A 15,597-nucleotide genomic window follows, 5' to 3' on the forward strand; every position below is an offset into this window, starting at 1 on the left:
TGAACCGTACCGGTTAAGGCTGTGAGAACCGAGAATCTGCCGCCGTGGGGACGGCTCGCGGCGCGCGATCGAGCTCCAGTGGATCCTCGCGGGAACCGTCCGGCAGGGAGTCGAGGTCGGCCAGGCGGCGGGCCGTGACGCCGACGCGGGAGTTGTACGAGCCGACGGTGGCGTTGAAGGCCTCGACGGTCCGACCCAGGGCCGTACCCAGTGAGGAGAAGTGACTGTTCAGAACGTCGAATCGTTCGTTCAGTTCGCGGCCGAGCGCCTGGATCCGGGCGGCGTCCTCGCCGGGGGCGTGCTGCCGCCAGCTCAGCGCGACGGCCCGCAGCATGGCGACGAGCGTGGTCGGTGTGGCGAGCACCACATTCCGGTTCAGTGCGAACTCGAGCAGCTCCGGATCGGCCTGCAGCGCGGCGTCGAGGAAGGCCTCGGCGGGCACGAACATGACCACCAGCTCCGGCGAGCCGACGGCCTCCCAGTACCGCTTGCCCGCCAACTGCACGACGTGGGAGCGGAACCGCCGCGCGTGGTCGGAGAGCAGGGCCGCGTGCTCGGCGGGCGGCGCTTCGAGCAACTGCAGGTAGGCGTCGAGCGGGACCTTCGCGTCGACGGCCAGATCGCGACCGCCCGCCATGTGCACCACGACGTCCGGCCGCACCCGTGCGTCACCGACCGCGCCGCCCACCTGCGTGGAGAAGTCGCAGTGCCGACTCAGCCCCGCCAGCTCCACCACGCGCTCGAGCTGCAGCTCGCCCCAGCGGCCACGCACCGTCGACGACTTCATCGCCGACCGGAGCGTGGCGGTCTCCGCGCGCAGCGCCTCGCTCGTGCGCGCGACGGTGCCGATCTGCTCCCGCAGCCCGGCGAAGGCGGCGACCCGGCTGCGTTCCGCGACGGCGAACTCGTGGCCGAGCGAGTCGAGGGTCTGCCGCAGCGGCGCGAGCAGCGCGTTCACGGGTCCGGCCACCGCATCGGGGGCGGGGACGGCACCGTCGGACCGGAAGGCCGGCGCGGGGAGCGACCGGGCCAGGATGATCCCCACGGCGACGCCGACCAGCAGCGCCAGGAGCGCGACGATCAGATGCGAGAGGTCCATGCCTTCAGCATGGCCGCCCCCACTGACAAGTTTCAGGCCGTGCCGGCCGGGGCGTCCTTCGCGGGCCCGGCGTCCGCCGCCGCGTCGGACTGCGCGGCCGGTGCCGCGGGCTTGCGCCGGAACTTGTCCCAGAAGCTGGGCTTCGGCTCCTCCTCGGGCGGCGGGGTCTCGCCGGTCTGCTCGTCGACCAGCTCTCCGAGGTACCGGAACAGCACCGCGATCGCGGCGGCGACGGGCACGGCGAGGAAGGCGCCGATGATGCCGAACTGGGTGCCGCCGAAGGCGATGGCGAGCAGCACGATCGCGGGGTGCAGCTGCATGGAGCGCGACTGCAGGATCGGCGAGAGCACGTTGCCCTCGAGCTGCTGCACCGCGATGACCACCGCGAGCACCGCCAGCGCCGTGCCGAAGCCGTTGGTCACCAGCGCCACGATCACCGCCAGTGCGCCGGCGACGAACGCACCGACGATCGGGATGAAGCCGCCCAGGAAGGTGATCACGGCCAGGGCGCCCGCGAGGGGGACCTGCAGGATCACCAGGCCGAGGCCGATGAAGAGGGCGTCGATGAAGCTGACGACCGCCTGGGTGCGGATGAAGCCGCCCAGCGTGGCCCAGATGCGGCTGAGCAGTTCGGCGAAGTGCTCCGAGACCGGCGTGCCCGAATGCCGCTTGAGCCACGGCATGAACTTGTCGCCGTCCTTGAGGAAAAAGAAGGTCAGCATCGCGACCATGACGATCGCCACCACGAAGGAGCCCGCGGCGCTGACGCCGGTGAAGACGCCCGTCGCGATGGTCTCGGCGCTCTCCTGCAGCTTCTTGGTGATCGACGTGACGAACTTGCTGATCTGCTCGTCCTGCAGGTTCAGCGGCGGCCCCTGCGCCCACTTCTGCACCTTGCCGACGCCCTCGACGGCGCGGTCGGCGATCTCCTTGGACTGCCCGCCGATGGACGGGGCGATGGCGCCGATGATCCCGCCGAGGAGGCCCAGGGAGAACAGCAGCACGAGCGCGGTCGCGAGCGCGGGCGGTAGGCCCTTGCTCCGCAGCCAGCGCACGGGCGGCCACAGCACCGTGCACAGCAGGATCGCCAGGAGCACGGGAAGCAGGATCGACCAGAATTCGCCGATCACCCAGCTGAGCACGAACAGCAACGCCGCGACCGCGACCGTCCGCCAGCTCCAGGTGGCCAGCCAGCGGCCGGCCTCGCCGTAGACCTCGCTGCGGGTCTTCTTGCCCGGCGGCGGGTTCGTCGTCTCTTCGCTCACGTCGCGATCGTATGTGCCTCGTGCGTCAACAGCCACTCCTTCACGGCGAGTCCCCACCGGAATCCGCCGAGCGAGCCGTCCAGCCGCAGCACGCGGTGGCAGGGCACGAACAGCGCTGCCGCGTTGCGGGCGCAGGCCATCGCCGCCGCCCGGACGGCCGCGGGCCGCCCGGACAGGTCGGCGTACTCCGTGTACGTCACGGGTCTTCCCGGTTCGACGGTGCGCAGCACGTCCCAGGCATGCTCGACGAACGCGCCGGAGCGCTGGCGCACGACGATGTCGTCGATCGCGGTGACCTCGCCGGCGTGGAAGTCCGCGACGGCGCGGGTGACGGCGCCGAGCTCGGCCCGTTCCTCGACGGCGGTGGGCCGCAATGCGCTGTGGATGACGGGGAGGAGATCGCCGAGATCCGCGGTCCACCCGGAGGCGAGCACGGCACCGTCGTCGTCGACGACGGCGGTGAACGGCCCGGTGGGCGTGGCGAGGGTGGAGTACTGGGCGGTCACGGGGCGATCCTCCGGTCGGTGGTGAGGGAGTGGTTCCACAGGTGCAGGGAGACGTAGCTGCCCCACGGGCTCCAGCGGTCGGCCGCGATGTCGAGCCCGAGGTTCTCCGCGCCCTTCGCGACGACGAGGTCGGAGGCGAGCAGGGTATCGGGGTCGGCGAGCAGGCGCATCGCCACGTAGTCGGCGGTCCACGGCCCGACACCCTTGAGCCGGAGCAGTTCCGCGCGGGCCTCCTCCCGGGTCATGCCCGCGTGCAGTACGAGCCGGCCCTCGGCGAGGTCGGCCGCGGCCCCGAGGATCGCGGCGATCCGGGTCCGCGGGCCGGTGAGGACCTCGCCCCCGCGTTCCGCGACCGCGGCCGGGGTGGGGAAGGCCCGCGTGAGCCGGCCCGACGGGTCGTCGATCTCCGCGCCGAGCGCCGCGACGAGCCGCGCCTGGTGGGTGGCTGCGGCGGCGATGGATATCTGCTGCCCGATCATGGTGCGCAGCAGCAGCTCCGCGGGGTCGACGCAGCCGAACAACCGGATGCCGGGTGTCGCCGCCACCAGCGGGGCGAGCTGGGGATCGGCGGCGAGCGCTTCGTCCACCGCGGCCGGATCGGCGTCCAGGTCCAGCAGGTGCCGCAGCCGGGTCACCGCGGTCGACAGGTCGCTCATCGCGGCGAGCGAGAGGTTGGCACGGACGTACCCGTCTCCCGCGGATCCCAGGTCGACGGTGGCGATCCCGTTCCCGCCCGGCAGGCTCAGGACGCGGGCGTAGCGGTCGCCGTCGGCGTGCTCGAGGCCGGCGACGGCGTGCGCGGCGAGGAACCACCGCACCCAGCCGGTGGCGTACGGTCCGCGGAGCGCGAGGCGCAGGCTCAGCTCCCCGGTCGACGGCCCCGCCGGTTCGGGGCCGCGCTGCGCCCGCAGCTCCGACGGGGTCCGCGCGAAGACCTCGCGGATCGTGTCGTTGAACTGGCGGATCGAGGTGAAGCCCGCGGCGAAGGCGATGTCGGAGAAGGGCAGTGACGTGCCGGTGATGAGGATCCGCGCGGTGGTGGCGCGGTGCGCCCGCGCGAGGGCCAGCGGCCCCGCTCCGAGCTCCGCGGTGAGGACCCTGGTCAGCTGCCGCGAGCTGTACCCCAGGCGCTCGGCGAGGCCCGTCACGCCGGTCCGGTCGACCACCCCGTCGGCGATGAGGCGCATGGCGCGCGCGGCGAGGTCGGACTCGAGGTTCCACCGGGGCGAGCCGGGCACGGCGTCGGGCAGGCAGCGCCGGCACGCCCGGTACCCGGCGGCCTGTGCCGCGGCGGCCGTGAGGTGGAAGCTCACGTTCTGCGCCTTGGGTGTGGTCGCCGGGCACGACGGGCGGCAGTAGATCCCGGTGGTGGCGACGGCCGTGTAGAACTGGCCGTCGAATCTGGGATCGCGCCCGGCGATCGCCCGGTAGCACCGGTCGAAGTCGAGGTGGGGTGAGCTGGTGGTCACGCCATCGACTCTCGCATCGCCGGGCGGCGAGCGCTAGCGGCTTTCGGACACCACCGTGCGGCGCGGCTCAGCAGCAGCGGGCCTGGACCGTCGCGCCGTCATGCCGGGCCTTCCAGTACTCGCGCTCGGTCATCACGGGCTCGCCCGGATGCGTCGCGCGACGGTGCTCGACGTACCGCTGGTAGTGGTTGTCGCCCATCACCGAGCCCACGTACCAGCGGATCGCCTTCAGTGCCCGGATGATCGGGTCACGCCCAGTGCGTCCCATTGCTCCTGCACCTTCCTCTCCGCCGGCGTGGGGATGAGGCCGCTCGGCGCGAACAGTTTGCTCGGTACCGGTTCCTCCTCGGTGAGCGGGCGGCCGTTGCCGGTCACCGTGCGGTAAATGGTCCACGCACCCATGATCACCACGATGAGCACCATGATCGCGAAGACGATCGACAGTGTGCCCTGGATGAAGGTGTTGCGGACCACGGCGTCGATGGCCTCGGGCGTCTTCGCCGAGCCGAAGGACGACTTCCCGGCCTCGGCGGCCGCCTTGAAGTTGCTGTGCTGCTTCCAGTAGCCCACGGCGGGATCGGAACTGAAGATCTTCTGCCACGACGCGGTCATCGTGATGATGAGGTCCCAGACCAGCGGGATCGCGGGTATCCAGACCCACTTGTAGTAGCCCTTCTTGACCACCACCACGACGACCACGGTGAGCGCCATCGCGGCGAGCAGCTGATTGGCGATGCCGAACAGCGGGAAGAGCGTGTTGATGCCGCCCAGCGGGTCGGTCACGCCCATGAGCAGGATGCTGCCCCAGGCCGCGACGACGAGCAGCGACGCGACCCACGCTCCCACGCGCCAGCTCGGATCCTTGAGCCGCTGGAACGGGCCGCCCAGGTTGCTCAGCGCGTCCGAGACGAGGAACCGGGCGACGCGGGTGCCGGCGTCGACGGTGGTGAGGATGAACAGCGCCTCGAACATGATCGCGAAGTGGTACCAGAACGACTTCATCGACGAGCCGCCGAAGACCTGATGCAGTACCTCGGACATGCCGAAGGCGAGCGTCGGGGCACCGCCCGTGCGGGAGACGATCGACTCCTCGCCGACGTCCTTCGCCGCCTGCGACAGTTGCTGCCCGGTGACCGGATCGCCGCTCAGGCCCAGCGAGTTGACGTACGTGGCCGCGGTCTCCGCGGTGCCGCCGGTCTTGGCGATCGGCGCGTTCATGGCGAAGTAGAAGTGCTGGTTGATGATCGACGCGGTGATCAGCGCCATGATCGCGACGAAGGACTCGGTGAGCATGCCGCCGTAGCCGATCAGCCGCATCTGGCCCTCCTTCTCCAGCAGCTTCGGCGTGGTGCCGGAGCTGACCAGGGAGTGGAAGCCGGAGAGGGCGCCGCACGCGATGGTGATGAAGAGGAACGGGAACAGCGAACCGGCGAAGACGGGGCCGTCACCGCGGGTCGCGAAGTCCGAGACGGCGGGTGCCTCCATGAGCGGGCGGGCGATGAGGATGCCCACGGCCAGCAGCACGATGGTGCCGACCTTCATGAAGGTCGAGAGGTAGTCGCGCGGCGCGAGCAGTAGCCACACGGGGAGCACGGAGGCGGCGAAGCCGTAGATGATGATCGCCCAGCTGAGCTGGACCGGCGTGAGGGTGAACAGGTCCTTGCCCCAGCTGCTCTCGCCCACGTAGCGCCCGCCGATCACCGCCGCGAGGAGCAGTACACAGCCGATGAGCGAGACCTCGGAGACCCGGCCGGGGCGGAGGAAGCGCAGGTAGACGCCCATGAACAGGGCGATGGGGATCGTCGCGGCGATGGAGAAGACGCCCCACGGGCTGTGGCCCAGTGCCTGCACCACTACGAGTGCGAGCACGGCGATGAGGATGGTCATGATGGCGGCGATGCCGATGATGGCGGCGGCGCCGCCGACGGGGCCGAGCTCGTCGCGGATCATCTGGCCCAGCGAGCGTCCGCGGCGGCGGGTCGCGACCCACAGCACGAGGTAGTCCTGGACGCAGCCGGCGACCAGGGCACCGACGATGATCCAGATCGTGCCGGGCAGGTAGCCCATCTGCGCCGCGAGCACGGGGCCCACGAGCGGACCGGCGCCGGCGATCGCGGCGAAGTGGTGGCCGAACAGCACGCGCCGGTCGGTGGGGAGGTAGTCGGTGCCGTTCTCCAGGACCTCCGCCGGGGTGGCGTGGTCGTCGCGGGGGCGTACCACCTTGAGTTCGATCAGGCGCGCGTAGAAGCGGTAGCCGACGACGTAGGTGCAGACCGCGGCGAGCACGAACCACACCGCGTTCACCGATTCGCCGCGGGCGAGGGCGATCATCGCCCACGCGACGGCGCCGACGAGCGCGATCACGCCGAAGATCACCTTGTGTTTGGTGGTGATGGGGCTGCGGTCGATGACCGCGACGGGCGGCAGGTCCGGGTCCGTTCGGACGTAGGTGATGTCGCCGTCGGTCTCCGTGGTCGACGGAGCGGTGGGAGCTGACACGAGGCCTCCTGGGATGTCTACGCCACGGTGGTGGTTCGCAGGGATCATCGTTTCATCCGAGTGCCCCGGACGTCGTGGAATCCGTCGCGTTGGCTCAGGGGGACGATCGACGGGAGGAATGGCTGCCGCCGTGGTCGCTATCGGTAGAACATCTGATGTGTGTTCGCTCTATACGTCGAACCTCTCGCGTTTTTCGACAGAATCTCAGCTATTGACATACAAACATCCGATGTCTACTGTGATGTAGAACACAGGGCGGCCGATTGTTCGCCCTGACCGAAGGGCCATGGTCGTCGCTGTGTCGGCGCCGGATCGGGTGGTGAGCTCATGAGTACCGACTCGACTTCTCGGGAGCCGCACGCGTCGGCCGCCGGCCGTACACCGCTGATCCGCATGAGCGGCGTCACCAAACGCTTTCCCGGGGTCGTCGCGCTCGACCACGTCGACCTCGAGGTGTATCCGGGCGAGCGGATCGCGCTCGTCGGCGAGAACGGCGCGGGCAAATCCACCCTCATGAAGCTGCTCAGCGGCGTCGAGTCGCCGGACGAGGGGACCATCGAGATCGCCGGGTCCCCGGTGCAATTGACCTCGCCCGCGCAGGCGCAGTCTCTGGGTGTGAGCATCATCCACCAGGAGTTGGGCCTGGTTCCGGATCTCACGGTCGCCCAGAACATCACCCTGGGCCACGAGCGCACCCGCTTGGGCATCGTCGACGGCCGCGGTGCCGTACGCGACACCGCAGCCCTCCTCGAACGGCTCGGCATGGTGATCGACCCCGAAGCGCGTGTCCGGGACCTGACGGTGGGCAAGCAGCAGATGGTCGAGATCGCTCGTGCTCTCTCGGAGAACGCGCGACTGCTCATCCTCGACGAGCCGACCGCTGCGCTCAATGATGCCGAGGTGCAGACCCTGTTCGAGCTGATCGGCCGCTTCGTCACCGATGAGACCGGCGTCGTCTACATCTCGCACCGCATGGACGAGCTGCCCCGCATCTCCGACCGCATCGTCGTCCTGCGCGACGGCACGTACGTGGGCCAGCGGCCGACGGCGACGACGCCGATGCGCGAGATCATCGAGATGATGGTCGGTCGCGAGGTCGTCGACGAACAGCGCCCGACGGTGCCGGAGACGCCCGGCGAGGTAGTGCTCAGGGTCGACGGGCTGAGCAGCAAGCATCCCCTGCGCGACATCTCGTTCGAACTGCACCGCGGCGAGATCCTCGGCTTCGCCGGGTTGATGGGCGCCGGTCGCACCGAGCTGGCCAGGGCGATCGTCGGTGCCGACGCCATCACGTCGGGACGCATCGAGGTGAACGGGGCCGCGCGCACGATCGACTCGCCGGCGACCGCGGCCGCCCTCGGTATCGGATACCTCTCCGAGGACCGCAAGCGGTTCGGGGCCGTCGTCGAGCAGACGGTCCGCGACAACATCGCGCTGTCCTCCCTCGACCGGTACTCGCGGTTCGGTGTGATCCGTGACGGCGAGCTCAGCAGGCTCGCAACCGATATGGTCTCGCGGCTCCGGATCAAGACGCCATCGATCCGGCAGGCGGTCCGCAACCTCTCGGGCGGCAACCAGCAGAAGGTCATCATCGGCAAATGGCTCGCCCGCGACTGCGACATCCTCATCGTGGACGAGCCGACGCGCGGCATCGACATCGGAGCCAAGGACGAGATCTACCGGCTCCTCGAACAATTGGCGGCTTCCGGCAAGGCGATCATGGTGATCTCCAGTGACCTGCCCGAAGTCCTGCGCCTTTCCCACCGCATCGCGGTGATGGGGGAGGGCAGGCTCGCCACCATCCTCGACAGCGACGAAGCGACACAGGAGACCATCATGGAGAACGCCACCCGCTTCCACGAGACGGCGGTGCAGTGATGACCGCGACCACCGCGCCCCCCACCCCCGGTCGCGACGGCGGAGGTTTCGCACTGACGTCGTGGGTGCGCGGGCAGATGCAGCAGTTCCTGGCCTTCGTCAGCCTCATCGTGATCGTGGCCTTCTTCTCCTTCGCGAGCCCGAACTTCCTGACCGCAGGCAATCTCACGGGCATCCTGGTCGCGTCGGTGACCATCGGCCTGCTCGCGCTCGGTACCACCATCGTGATCATCACCGGCGGCATCGATCTGTCGATCGGCACGGCGATGATCCTCTCCGGCATCATGACCGGCGTCTTCCTCGTGAACTGGAACCTGCCACTGTGGATCGGCGTGATCGGAGGCGTGCTCTTCGGCGCGTTCATCGGCCTCGTGAACGGACTCGTCGTCGCCTATCTCGGGATACCGCCCTTCATCGCCACACTCGCCATGATGCTGGTGACCATCGGTGCGTCGCTGGTGATCTCGGGAACCGAGCCGATCCGGTTCACCACCGTGGAGGGCTTCAGTGCTCTCGCCAACAAGTCGCTGGTGCCGGGAGCGCGCATCCCCCTCAGCGTGGTGCTCCTCGCCCTCATGGCGGTCATCGCGGGCATCGTGCTCGCCAAGACGAAGCTCGGTCGCTACGCCTACGCCATCGGTAGCAACGAGGAGGCCACTCGGCTCTCCGGCGTGAACGTCAAGAACTGGAAGGTCGTCGTCTACACCTTCTCCGGCTTCTTCGTCGGTCTGGCCGGTGTTCTCGCCGCCGCCCGGCTCAACTCGGCGCAGCCCACCGGCGGTCAGGGGCTCGAGCTCGAGGCGATCGCCGCCGTCGTCATCGGAGGCACCTCGCTCGCCGGTGGCCGCGGCACCATCACCGGCACGGTGATCGGCATCCTCATCATGAGCGTGCTCACCAACGGCCTGCGAATCATGTCGATCCCGCAGGAGTGGCAGTCCATCGCGGTCGGCGTGGTCATCCTCGTCGCCGTCTACATCGACATCGTCCGCAAGCGGCCCTGACCGCCCTCGCGCAGCCCGCTCCGCCCACCGACCCGCCCCATCCAAGGAGAATTCCGTGTTCACTAAGGCTTCGACCCCCGTGCGGCGAATGTTCCGCGCAGCGACGGTCACCGTCGCCGCAGTCGCGATGCTCACCACCGCGACCGCGTGCTCCAACGGCTCCTCGGGTGGCGACGGGCAGATCGCCATCATCTCCAAGGGGTACCAGCACCAGTTCTGGAAGGCGGTGAACAAGGGCGCTCAGGAATCGGCCACCGAGCTGGGAAGGACCATCACCTTCGAGGGGCCCGACAACGAGACGCAGGTGGAGAAGCAGGTGCAGCTCCTGCAGACCGCGCTCGACCGCAACCCGTCGGCGATCGCGATCGCCGCCCTCGATTCGGCCGCGGTCGCACCGATGCTCCAGCAGGCGAAAGACCGCGGCATCCCAGTCGTCGCCTTCGACTCGGGCGTCGACAGCGACATCCCCGTCACGACCGCGTCGACCGACAACAAGGCCGCTGCAGCCGAGGCCGCCAAGCACATGGTCCAGCTCGTCGGCGGCAACGGCGAGATCGGCGTCGTCGCGCACGACCAGACCTCGAAGACCGGTGTGGATCGGCGCGACGGCTTCGTCGATTGGATCAAGGCCAATGCCCCCGGCATCAGGATCGTCGACGTCCAGTACGGCGGGGACCCGTCGAAGGCCGCGGACCTCGCCGCCACGATGCTGCAGGCGCACCCGAACCTCGTCGGCCTGTACGGCACCAACGAGGGAGCGGCGACAGGCATCGTCAACGCCGCGCAACGCAGCGGCAGGACGAATCTCACGATCATCGGCTTCGACTCGGGCGCCGCGCAGATCGACGCCATCCGATCAGGGCTGATGGCCGGGGCCATCACCCAGAATCCCGAGGGCATCGGTCGCGAGACGGTCGCTGCGGCGGTCAAGGCCATCAAGGGGGAGTCGCTGCCCAAGGCCATCGACACCGGCTTCTACTGGTACGACAGGACCAACATCGACGACCCGAAGGTCGCGGGCAGCCTCTACCGCTGACTCGGACGGTGCGCCTCCCGCACCGTCGGGAGGCGCATCCGCGACCACGTAGAATGAGGTCCCGTGAGCCTTACCCTCGGAATCGTCGGACTGCCCAATGTCGGCAAGTCCACCCTGTTCAACGCCCTCACCAACAGTGAGGTGGAGGCGGCGAACTACCCGTTCGCCACCATCGAGCCGAACGTCGGCGTGGTGAACCTGCCGGACCCGCGGCTGAACCGCCTGGCCGAGATCTTCGGCTCGGAGCGCATCCTCCCCGCCACGGTGTCCTTCGTCGACATCGCCGGCATCGTTAAGGGCGCGTCCGAGGGCGAGGGCATGGGCAATCAGTTCCTCTCCAACATCCGCGAGGCGGACGCGATCTGCCAGGTGGTGCGCGTCTTCTCCGATGAGGACGTCGTGCACGTGGCCGGCAAGGTCGACCCGCTCGCCGACATCGAGACCGTCGCCACCGAGCTGATTCTCGCCGACTTGCAGACCATCGAGAAGGCCCTGCCGCGGCTCGAGAAGGACGCGCGCAAGAACAAGGAGCTGGTCGAGACGCTCGAGGCCACGAAGGCTGCGCAGCTCGTGCTGGAGGACGGCAAGACGCTGTTCTCCGCGGGCTTCGACACCACGCCGATCCGCGAGCTGCACCTCATGACCGCCAAGCCCTTCCTGTACGTCTTCAACGCCGACGAGGGCGTGCTCACCGACGCTGCGCGCCGGGAGGAGCTGGCCGCCGCCGTCGCGCCCGCCGATTCCGTGTTCCTCGATGCCAAGATCGAGTCCGAGCTGCTGGAGCTCGACCCCGAGGACCAGGCCGAGATGCTGGAGTCGATCGGCCAGGACGAGCCGGGCCTCGACTCGCTCGCCCGTGCCGGCTTCCACACCCTGGGGCTGCAGACCTACCTCACCGCCGGCCCCAAGGAGTCGCGCGCCTGGACTATCCGCAAGGGCGACACCGCCCCCAAGGCCGCCGGTGTGATCCACACCGACTTCGAGAAGGGCTTCATCAAGGCCGAGATCGTCTCCTTCGCCGATCTCGACGCCAACGGCACCATGGCCGCCGCGAAGGCCGCCGGCAAGGTCCGCATGGAGGGTAAGGACTACGTCATGTCCGACGGTGACGTGGTCGAGTTCCGCTTCAACGTGTAGGTCGGGACATCCCGATGCCTCGGCGCCGTGAGCTCGAAGACGTGTGTCGAGGAATTGCCACGAGTTTCGGCAGCAGGAACAACGACATAGCCGGCTGGTGGGGTATCGGCCTTTTGTGCCGAACCGCGGGTCCCTCTGGCATTGACATCGACTTGCGCGACGACGCTCATGGCGACCAGTTGGCACGACGCTACGGTATGCAGCTCATCCGGCAACTGAGGGCGCGGCGCCTGCCGGGCGATTGGGTTGTATCCGCATGGCTTCACTTGCGCTTCGTGTCCGACCACGTGGTCGCCGGAACGTGGCGGTATACGGTGATTGTGGACATTGTCGATGACCGAGGGCGGGCATGGTCCGCTCGCGACGAGGGGCGATGCTGGGCCCATGATCCAGCTCGCGAAAGCAGGTCAGTACGTATGAAGGGTGACACCATCGAGTTCCGTCCCAACGTCTAGATCGGGACATCCCGATGCGCCGGCGCGGGCGATCGGATCGTCGGGTTCAGGCCGTCGGCGCCGCCGCGCCGGTGCAGGCGAGCGCGATCGCCGCTGCGCCGAGCGGGATGTCGAGCACGATGCAGAACTCGGCGAGGGACCGTGGAACGACGTCCCCTCGGCGCAGGTGTCGAAGGTCCCAGAGAGCGTGGCACGCCAGCGCGGACCCGGCGAGAGCCAGCCCTCCCCGGGGTGAGACCAGGATCGCGACCACGGCGGCGCCGCCGTACACCAGCAGTGCGAGGCACTGCTCCGCAAGGGGGCGTGCGGTGTGGTCACGCACGACGCCGATCAGGAGCAGGATGAGAGCGTAGGCCGAAAGCCCCGCCCACCAGGGGAGTCCTGAGACCTCACCCGCGACGACGACCGCGGAACCGGCGGGGATCCCCGCCCAGGCCGCCCACGGACGGTCGAGAGCGGCTGCGGCCAGGTAGCACGAAGCCGCGACGGCGAGTGTGATCGAGACCGCGGCCGGCTCGACGCCGCCAGCGACCTGAATGCCTGCGGCAACCAGGCCGACGACGGCCGGCCAGTGGCCCCACCAGCGGCGGGACGCGGCGCCGGCGCCAGGAGGGAGCGAAGCGGTCGGGGGAGATGGTCGTCGAACCATCTGCAGGTCACTGAGGCTTGTGTACGCGGTAGGTCACGTGGAGGACCGAGCGCGCGGCGCGCGCGTGGATCAGCCGGAGGTCCAACGGCGGAACGTCGTAGAAGAGGCGGGCGCCGCCACCCAACGTGTACGGCACGACATGCAGTCGCATTTCGTCGACGAGTCCGGCGGCGAGGAACTGGTTGATGGTCTGTGCGCCGCCCTGGATGCAGATGTCGCCGTCGCCGGCCGAGTCGCGGGCGCGGGCGAGAGCGGACGCGGGGCCGTCAGTGACGAAGTGGTACGTCGTCCCGCCGGCCATCGGCTGCGGGGCGCGCGCGTGGTGAGTGAGTACGTAGACCGGTCCGTGGAACGGCGGGTCCTCGCCCCACCAGCCGTTCCACGGCCGATCCCACTCTCCACGGACCGGGCCGAACATGTTGCGGCCCATGATGTGTGCCGTTGCTCCCGAGGCCTGCGCGATCTCGGCGCGGTTCTCATCGGCGTCGTCGAACATCCAGGCGTGGAGCCTGCTTCCCCAGCCGTCGCCGCCGTCGTCGCCGAACGGTCGATCCTCGGTCTGATCGGGTCCGGCGGCGTACCCGTCGGCGGTGATGCTCTGGTTGACGACGACCTTGCTCATGGTGGCCTCCTCGGGACGCTCATCCAGCATTGTATTCAGTCACTGTAAGATTTATAGTTCAGTCACTGTAATCAAGGCAAGGCTGCGGGAGGAGCCCGGCGATGACCGAACTCGATACCTGGCTCGCGGTGCTCCATGTCGTCGGCGGTTCCGTGTGGGTGGGGTGCTGGGCGGCGATCTGTGTCGTCGCCGCCGATGTCGTGCGTGCACCGACCTCGGACGCGGTGCGGCGGCTCCTGCGGCTGATGCGCGTGCTGGGCCCGGCCGTCATCGGGCCCTCGACGGTCGCCGTCCTGGTTGCGGGTGTCGCCTTGGTGCTGCGTCAGCCGTGGGTCGACATGAGTGATCTGTGGATCGTCCTGGGGCTCGTCGCGTACGCGATCGTGACGGCGCTCGGCATTCTCGGGTTGGGCAGGACTGCCAAACGCGCCACCGCAGCGCTGGATCGCGACGACCTGGCCGGCGCGGCGAGCGAGGCCCGGCGGTGGTATCGGCTCGCCCTTGTCGTCACGACGATCCTGATCCTGGCCACCGTCGACATGGTGCTGAAGGTGTGATGCGGCAACGACTCTCGAGAGACCGGTCGCGACGTACGGACCACCACCGGGGCTCGCCGGCGATCAGCTCCTCACGCCGGCTGCCGGGTTCGCCGGACCGAGGGCGTAGTCGCGGAATCCGGCGCCGAGGAGGTCGAAGGCCTGCTCGGCGGAGGCGCGCAGACGCCGGCTGAGCGTGGCGGCGTCCTCGGCGCCGGCGATCAGGCCGTCCCGGAAGCCGTCGATCACCGCCTCGTGGACGGCGAGGAGCGATCTCGCGACGACCGTCGGGCGCATGTCCGCCGACTCGGCGCCGAGCTCCGCCGCCAGGTGGTCGCGGACGATGTCGGCGTAGCGGGCGAGCATGTCGCGCTTCCATGCGCGGAGCGCCGGGCTGGTGTCCACGAGACGCGCGATCTGCGTCTCGCGCTGTCGGCCCTGTTCGTCGAGCGGGAAGTACCGCTCGTAGACGTCGAGGGCGAAGGCGCGGAAGGCCTCGAGGACCGAGGCTCCGGCGGGGCGCGACGTCAGCGCACCCAGCAGCGCCGTCACGGCGTCGGGGTCCTCCGGAAAGGCGAGGTCGACCTTGGTGGCGAAGTGGTTGAAGACCGTCTTCTCCGTGACCCCGGCGCCCGCGGCGATCTCGACCACCGACACGTTCTCGAACCCCCGTTCCAGGAACAAGTCCATCGCGACCGCGGCGATGCGGGCGCGCGTCGCCTCCTTCTTCTGCTGGCGCACACCGGTCCTGGGGGAAGTCACGTCACCTCCGATTTGTTTACAGTCGCTGTAAGCGAGCTTACCCACGGTCGCCTACGACGGGGTGGTCACCGGTCGCGCGACACGGGTCCCGGATCGCGGAGGGCATCGAGAGCGGCCTTCGGGCGCGACAGTGTGACCTCGCGGACCCAGTTCCGCACCGTCAGGTAGACACCGGCGTCGGAGCCCGCTTCGACCCCCACGGCGTCGATGCCCTGCGCGTGACACAGCGCGACGGCGCGGCGTAGGTGGAAGTCCTGTGTCACGAGGATTGCCTGGTCGATCCCGAACACGGTCCTGGCACGGGCGCAGGTGTTGTAGGTCGTCACGCCGAAGCGGTCGTCGGTGATGGTGCCGGCGGCGACGCCGCGCTCTTCGAGGTACTTCCGCATCGCGGCCACCTCGTCGCCCTTGGCCGACGCCGCATGGCCCGAGACGAGCACCCGCTGGGCACGGCTCTCCCGCAGGATCGTCAGTGTGGTGTCGAGGCGCTCGCGTAGATAGACCGAGGGTTCGCCGTCGTGCACGCGGTCGCCCAGCACGACCACCCACGGCCGGGATGCGTCCTGCTGGATGCGCGAGCGGCTCTCCCACTGCACCCACGCGCTCGAGGCGACCATCGCCAGGACGGCCGCGATCACGGCGTAGCGGATCAGGCGGCGCAGGATGGCGAACACCGGACC

Annotated in this window: 15 protein-coding genes; 5 read left to right on the top strand and 10 right to left on the bottom strand. The window is 69.2% G+C overall.

Annotation, left to right across the window (positions count from 1 at the left end; genetic code table 11):
- Window positions 1–13: 13 nt before the first annotated feature.
- The 6 genes from BLW32_RS07015 to BLW32_RS07040 form a co-directional block, all read right to left on the bottom strand.
- Window positions 14–1,099, bottom strand: a complete 1,086-nt coding sequence (locus tag BLW32_RS07015) for a DNA recombination protein RmuC (RefSeq protein ID WP_068741054.1) — start codon at window positions 1,097–1,099, stop codon at window positions 14–16.
- Between the two features lie 32 nt (window positions 1,100–1,131).
- The gene (locus BLW32_RS07020; protein ID WP_068741055.1) at window positions 1,132–2,364 is read right to left on the bottom strand and encodes an AI-2E family transporter; all 1,233 of its coding nucleotides are present in this window, start codon (window positions 2,362–2,364) and stop codon (window positions 1,132–1,134) included.
- Complete coding sequence (locus BLW32_RS07025; protein ID WP_068524453.1) at window positions 2,361–2,870, bottom strand: methylated-DNA--[protein]-cysteine S-methyltransferase; 510 nt, start codon at window positions 2,868–2,870, stop codon at window positions 2,361–2,363. The genes BLW32_RS07020 and BLW32_RS07025 overlap by 4 nt, the downstream gene beginning before the upstream one ends.
- Complete coding sequence (locus tag BLW32_RS07030) at window positions 2,867–4,339, bottom strand: AlkA N-terminal domain-containing protein (RefSeq protein WP_068741056.1); 1,473 nt, start codon at window positions 4,337–4,339, stop codon at window positions 2,867–2,869. The genes BLW32_RS07025 and BLW32_RS07030 overlap by 4 nt, the downstream gene beginning before the upstream one ends.
- Before the next feature lie 67 nt (window positions 4,340–4,406).
- Window positions 4,407–4,607 carry a YbdD/YjiX family protein gene (locus BLW32_RS07035; RefSeq protein WP_068741057.1) on the bottom strand — a complete coding sequence of 67 codons (201 nt, stop codon included), beginning with the start codon at window positions 4,605–4,607 and terminating at the stop codon, window positions 4,407–4,409.
- Window positions 4,568–6,838 carry a carbon starvation CstA family protein gene (locus BLW32_RS07040; RefSeq protein ID WP_068741058.1) on the bottom strand — a complete coding sequence of 757 codons (2,271 nt, stop codon included), beginning with the start codon at window positions 6,836–6,838 and terminating at the stop codon, window positions 4,568–4,570. The genes BLW32_RS07035 and BLW32_RS07040 overlap by 40 nt, the downstream gene beginning before the upstream one ends.
- Window positions 6,839–7,165: 327 nt before the next feature.
- Here BLW32_RS07040 and BLW32_RS07045 point away from each other — a divergent pair, with 327 nt between their 5' ends.
- From BLW32_RS07045 to ychF, 4 genes are all read left to right on the top strand, one after another.
- On the top strand, window positions 7,166–8,716 hold the full coding sequence (locus tag BLW32_RS07045; RefSeq protein WP_068524456.1) for a sugar ABC transporter ATP-binding protein: 1,551 nt from the start codon (window positions 7,166–7,168) through the stop codon (window positions 8,714–8,716).
- Complete coding sequence (locus tag BLW32_RS07050; protein WP_068524457.1) at window positions 8,716–9,720, top strand: ABC transporter permease; 1,005 nt, start codon at window positions 8,716–8,718, stop codon at window positions 9,718–9,720. The genes BLW32_RS07045 and BLW32_RS07050 overlap by 1 nt, the downstream gene beginning before the upstream one ends.
- Before the next feature lie 55 nt (window positions 9,721–9,775).
- Window positions 9,776–10,756, top strand: coding sequence for an ABC transporter substrate-binding protein (locus BLW32_RS07055; RefSeq protein WP_197467091.1), 981 nt, complete (start codon window positions 9,776–9,778; stop codon window positions 10,754–10,756).
- A gap of 63 nt (window positions 10,757–10,819) precedes the next feature.
- Window positions 10,820–11,893 carry a redox-regulated ATPase YchF gene (gene ychF / locus BLW32_RS07060; protein WP_068524459.1) on the top strand — a complete coding sequence of 358 codons (1,074 nt, stop codon included), beginning with the start codon at window positions 10,820–10,822 and terminating at the stop codon, window positions 11,891–11,893.
- Between the two features lie 501 nt (window positions 11,894–12,394).
- Here ychF and BLW32_RS07070 read toward each other — a convergent pair.
- Window positions 12,395–12,997: a hypothetical protein gene (locus BLW32_RS07070; protein ID WP_068741059.1), complete on the bottom strand. Its 603-nt coding sequence runs from the start codon at window positions 12,995–12,997 to the stop codon at window positions 12,395–12,397.
- Between the two features lie 7 nt (window positions 12,998–13,004).
- A complete protein-coding gene (locus BLW32_RS07075) occupies window positions 13,005–13,619 on the bottom strand; it encodes a dihydrofolate reductase family protein (protein ID WP_068741244.1) in 615 nt (204 codons plus the stop codon).
- Window positions 13,620–13,720: 101 nt separating this feature from the next.
- Between BLW32_RS07075 and BLW32_RS07080 the strand changes: the two genes are divergently transcribed.
- Window positions 13,721–14,176, top strand: coding sequence for a DUF2269 family protein (locus tag BLW32_RS07080; RefSeq protein ID WP_068524478.1), 456 nt, complete (start codon window positions 13,721–13,723; stop codon window positions 14,174–14,176).
- A 63-nt stretch (window positions 14,177–14,239) separates the two neighbouring features.
- On the opposite strand, the gene BLW32_RS07085 is transcribed toward BLW32_RS07080, so the two are convergent.
- Together BLW32_RS07085 and BLW32_RS07090 are read right to left on the bottom strand one after the other, a co-directional pair.
- Complete coding sequence (locus tag BLW32_RS07085; protein ID WP_139286097.1) at window positions 14,240–14,917, bottom strand: TetR/AcrR family transcriptional regulator; 678 nt, start codon at window positions 14,915–14,917, stop codon at window positions 14,240–14,242.
- A 65-nt stretch (window positions 14,918–14,982) separates the two neighbouring features.
- Entirely contained in the window at window positions 14,983–15,591 is a 609-nt protein-coding gene (locus tag BLW32_RS07090; RefSeq protein ID WP_074850418.1) for a SanA/YdcF family protein, read from the bottom strand.
- Window positions 15,592–15,597 lie beyond the last annotated feature (6 nt).

It is taken from the genome of Tsukamurella tyrosinosolvens, assembly GCF_900104775.1.
GTDB classification, from domain to species: domain Bacteria; phylum Actinomycetota; class Actinomycetes; order Mycobacteriales; family Mycobacteriaceae; genus Tsukamurella; species Tsukamurella tyrosinosolvens.

What these genes read in the sequence shown, in the direction of transcription:
- BLW32_RS07050 (WP_068524457.1), top strand. Translation starts at nt 8,716, where the DNA reads ATGACCGCGACCACCGCGCCCCCCACCCCCGGTCGCGACGGCGGAGGT.
- BLW32_RS07075 (WP_068741244.1), bottom strand. Translation starts at nt 13,619, where the DNA reads ATGAGCAAGGTCGTCGTCAACCAGAGCATCACCGCCGACGGGTACGCC.
- BLW32_RS07035 (WP_068741057.1), bottom strand. Translation starts at nt 4,607, where the DNA reads ATGGGACGCACTGGGCGTGACCCGATCATCCGGGCACTGAAGGCGATC.
- BLW32_RS07080 (WP_068524478.1), top strand. Translation starts at nt 13,721, where the DNA reads ATGACCGAACTCGATACCTGGCTCGCGGTGCTCCATGTCGTCGGCGGT.
- BLW32_RS07070 (WP_068741059.1), bottom strand. Translation starts at nt 12,997, where the DNA reads ATGGTTCGACGACCATCTCCCCCGACCGCTTCGCTCCCTCCTGGCGCC.
- BLW32_RS07045 (WP_068524456.1), top strand. Translation starts at nt 7,166, where the DNA reads ATGAGTACCGACTCGACTTCTCGGGAGCCGCACGCGTCGGCCGCCGGC.
- BLW32_RS07015 (WP_068741054.1), bottom strand. Translation starts at nt 1,099, where the DNA reads ATGGACCTCTCGCATCTGATCGTCGCGCTCCTGGCGCTGCTGGTCGGC.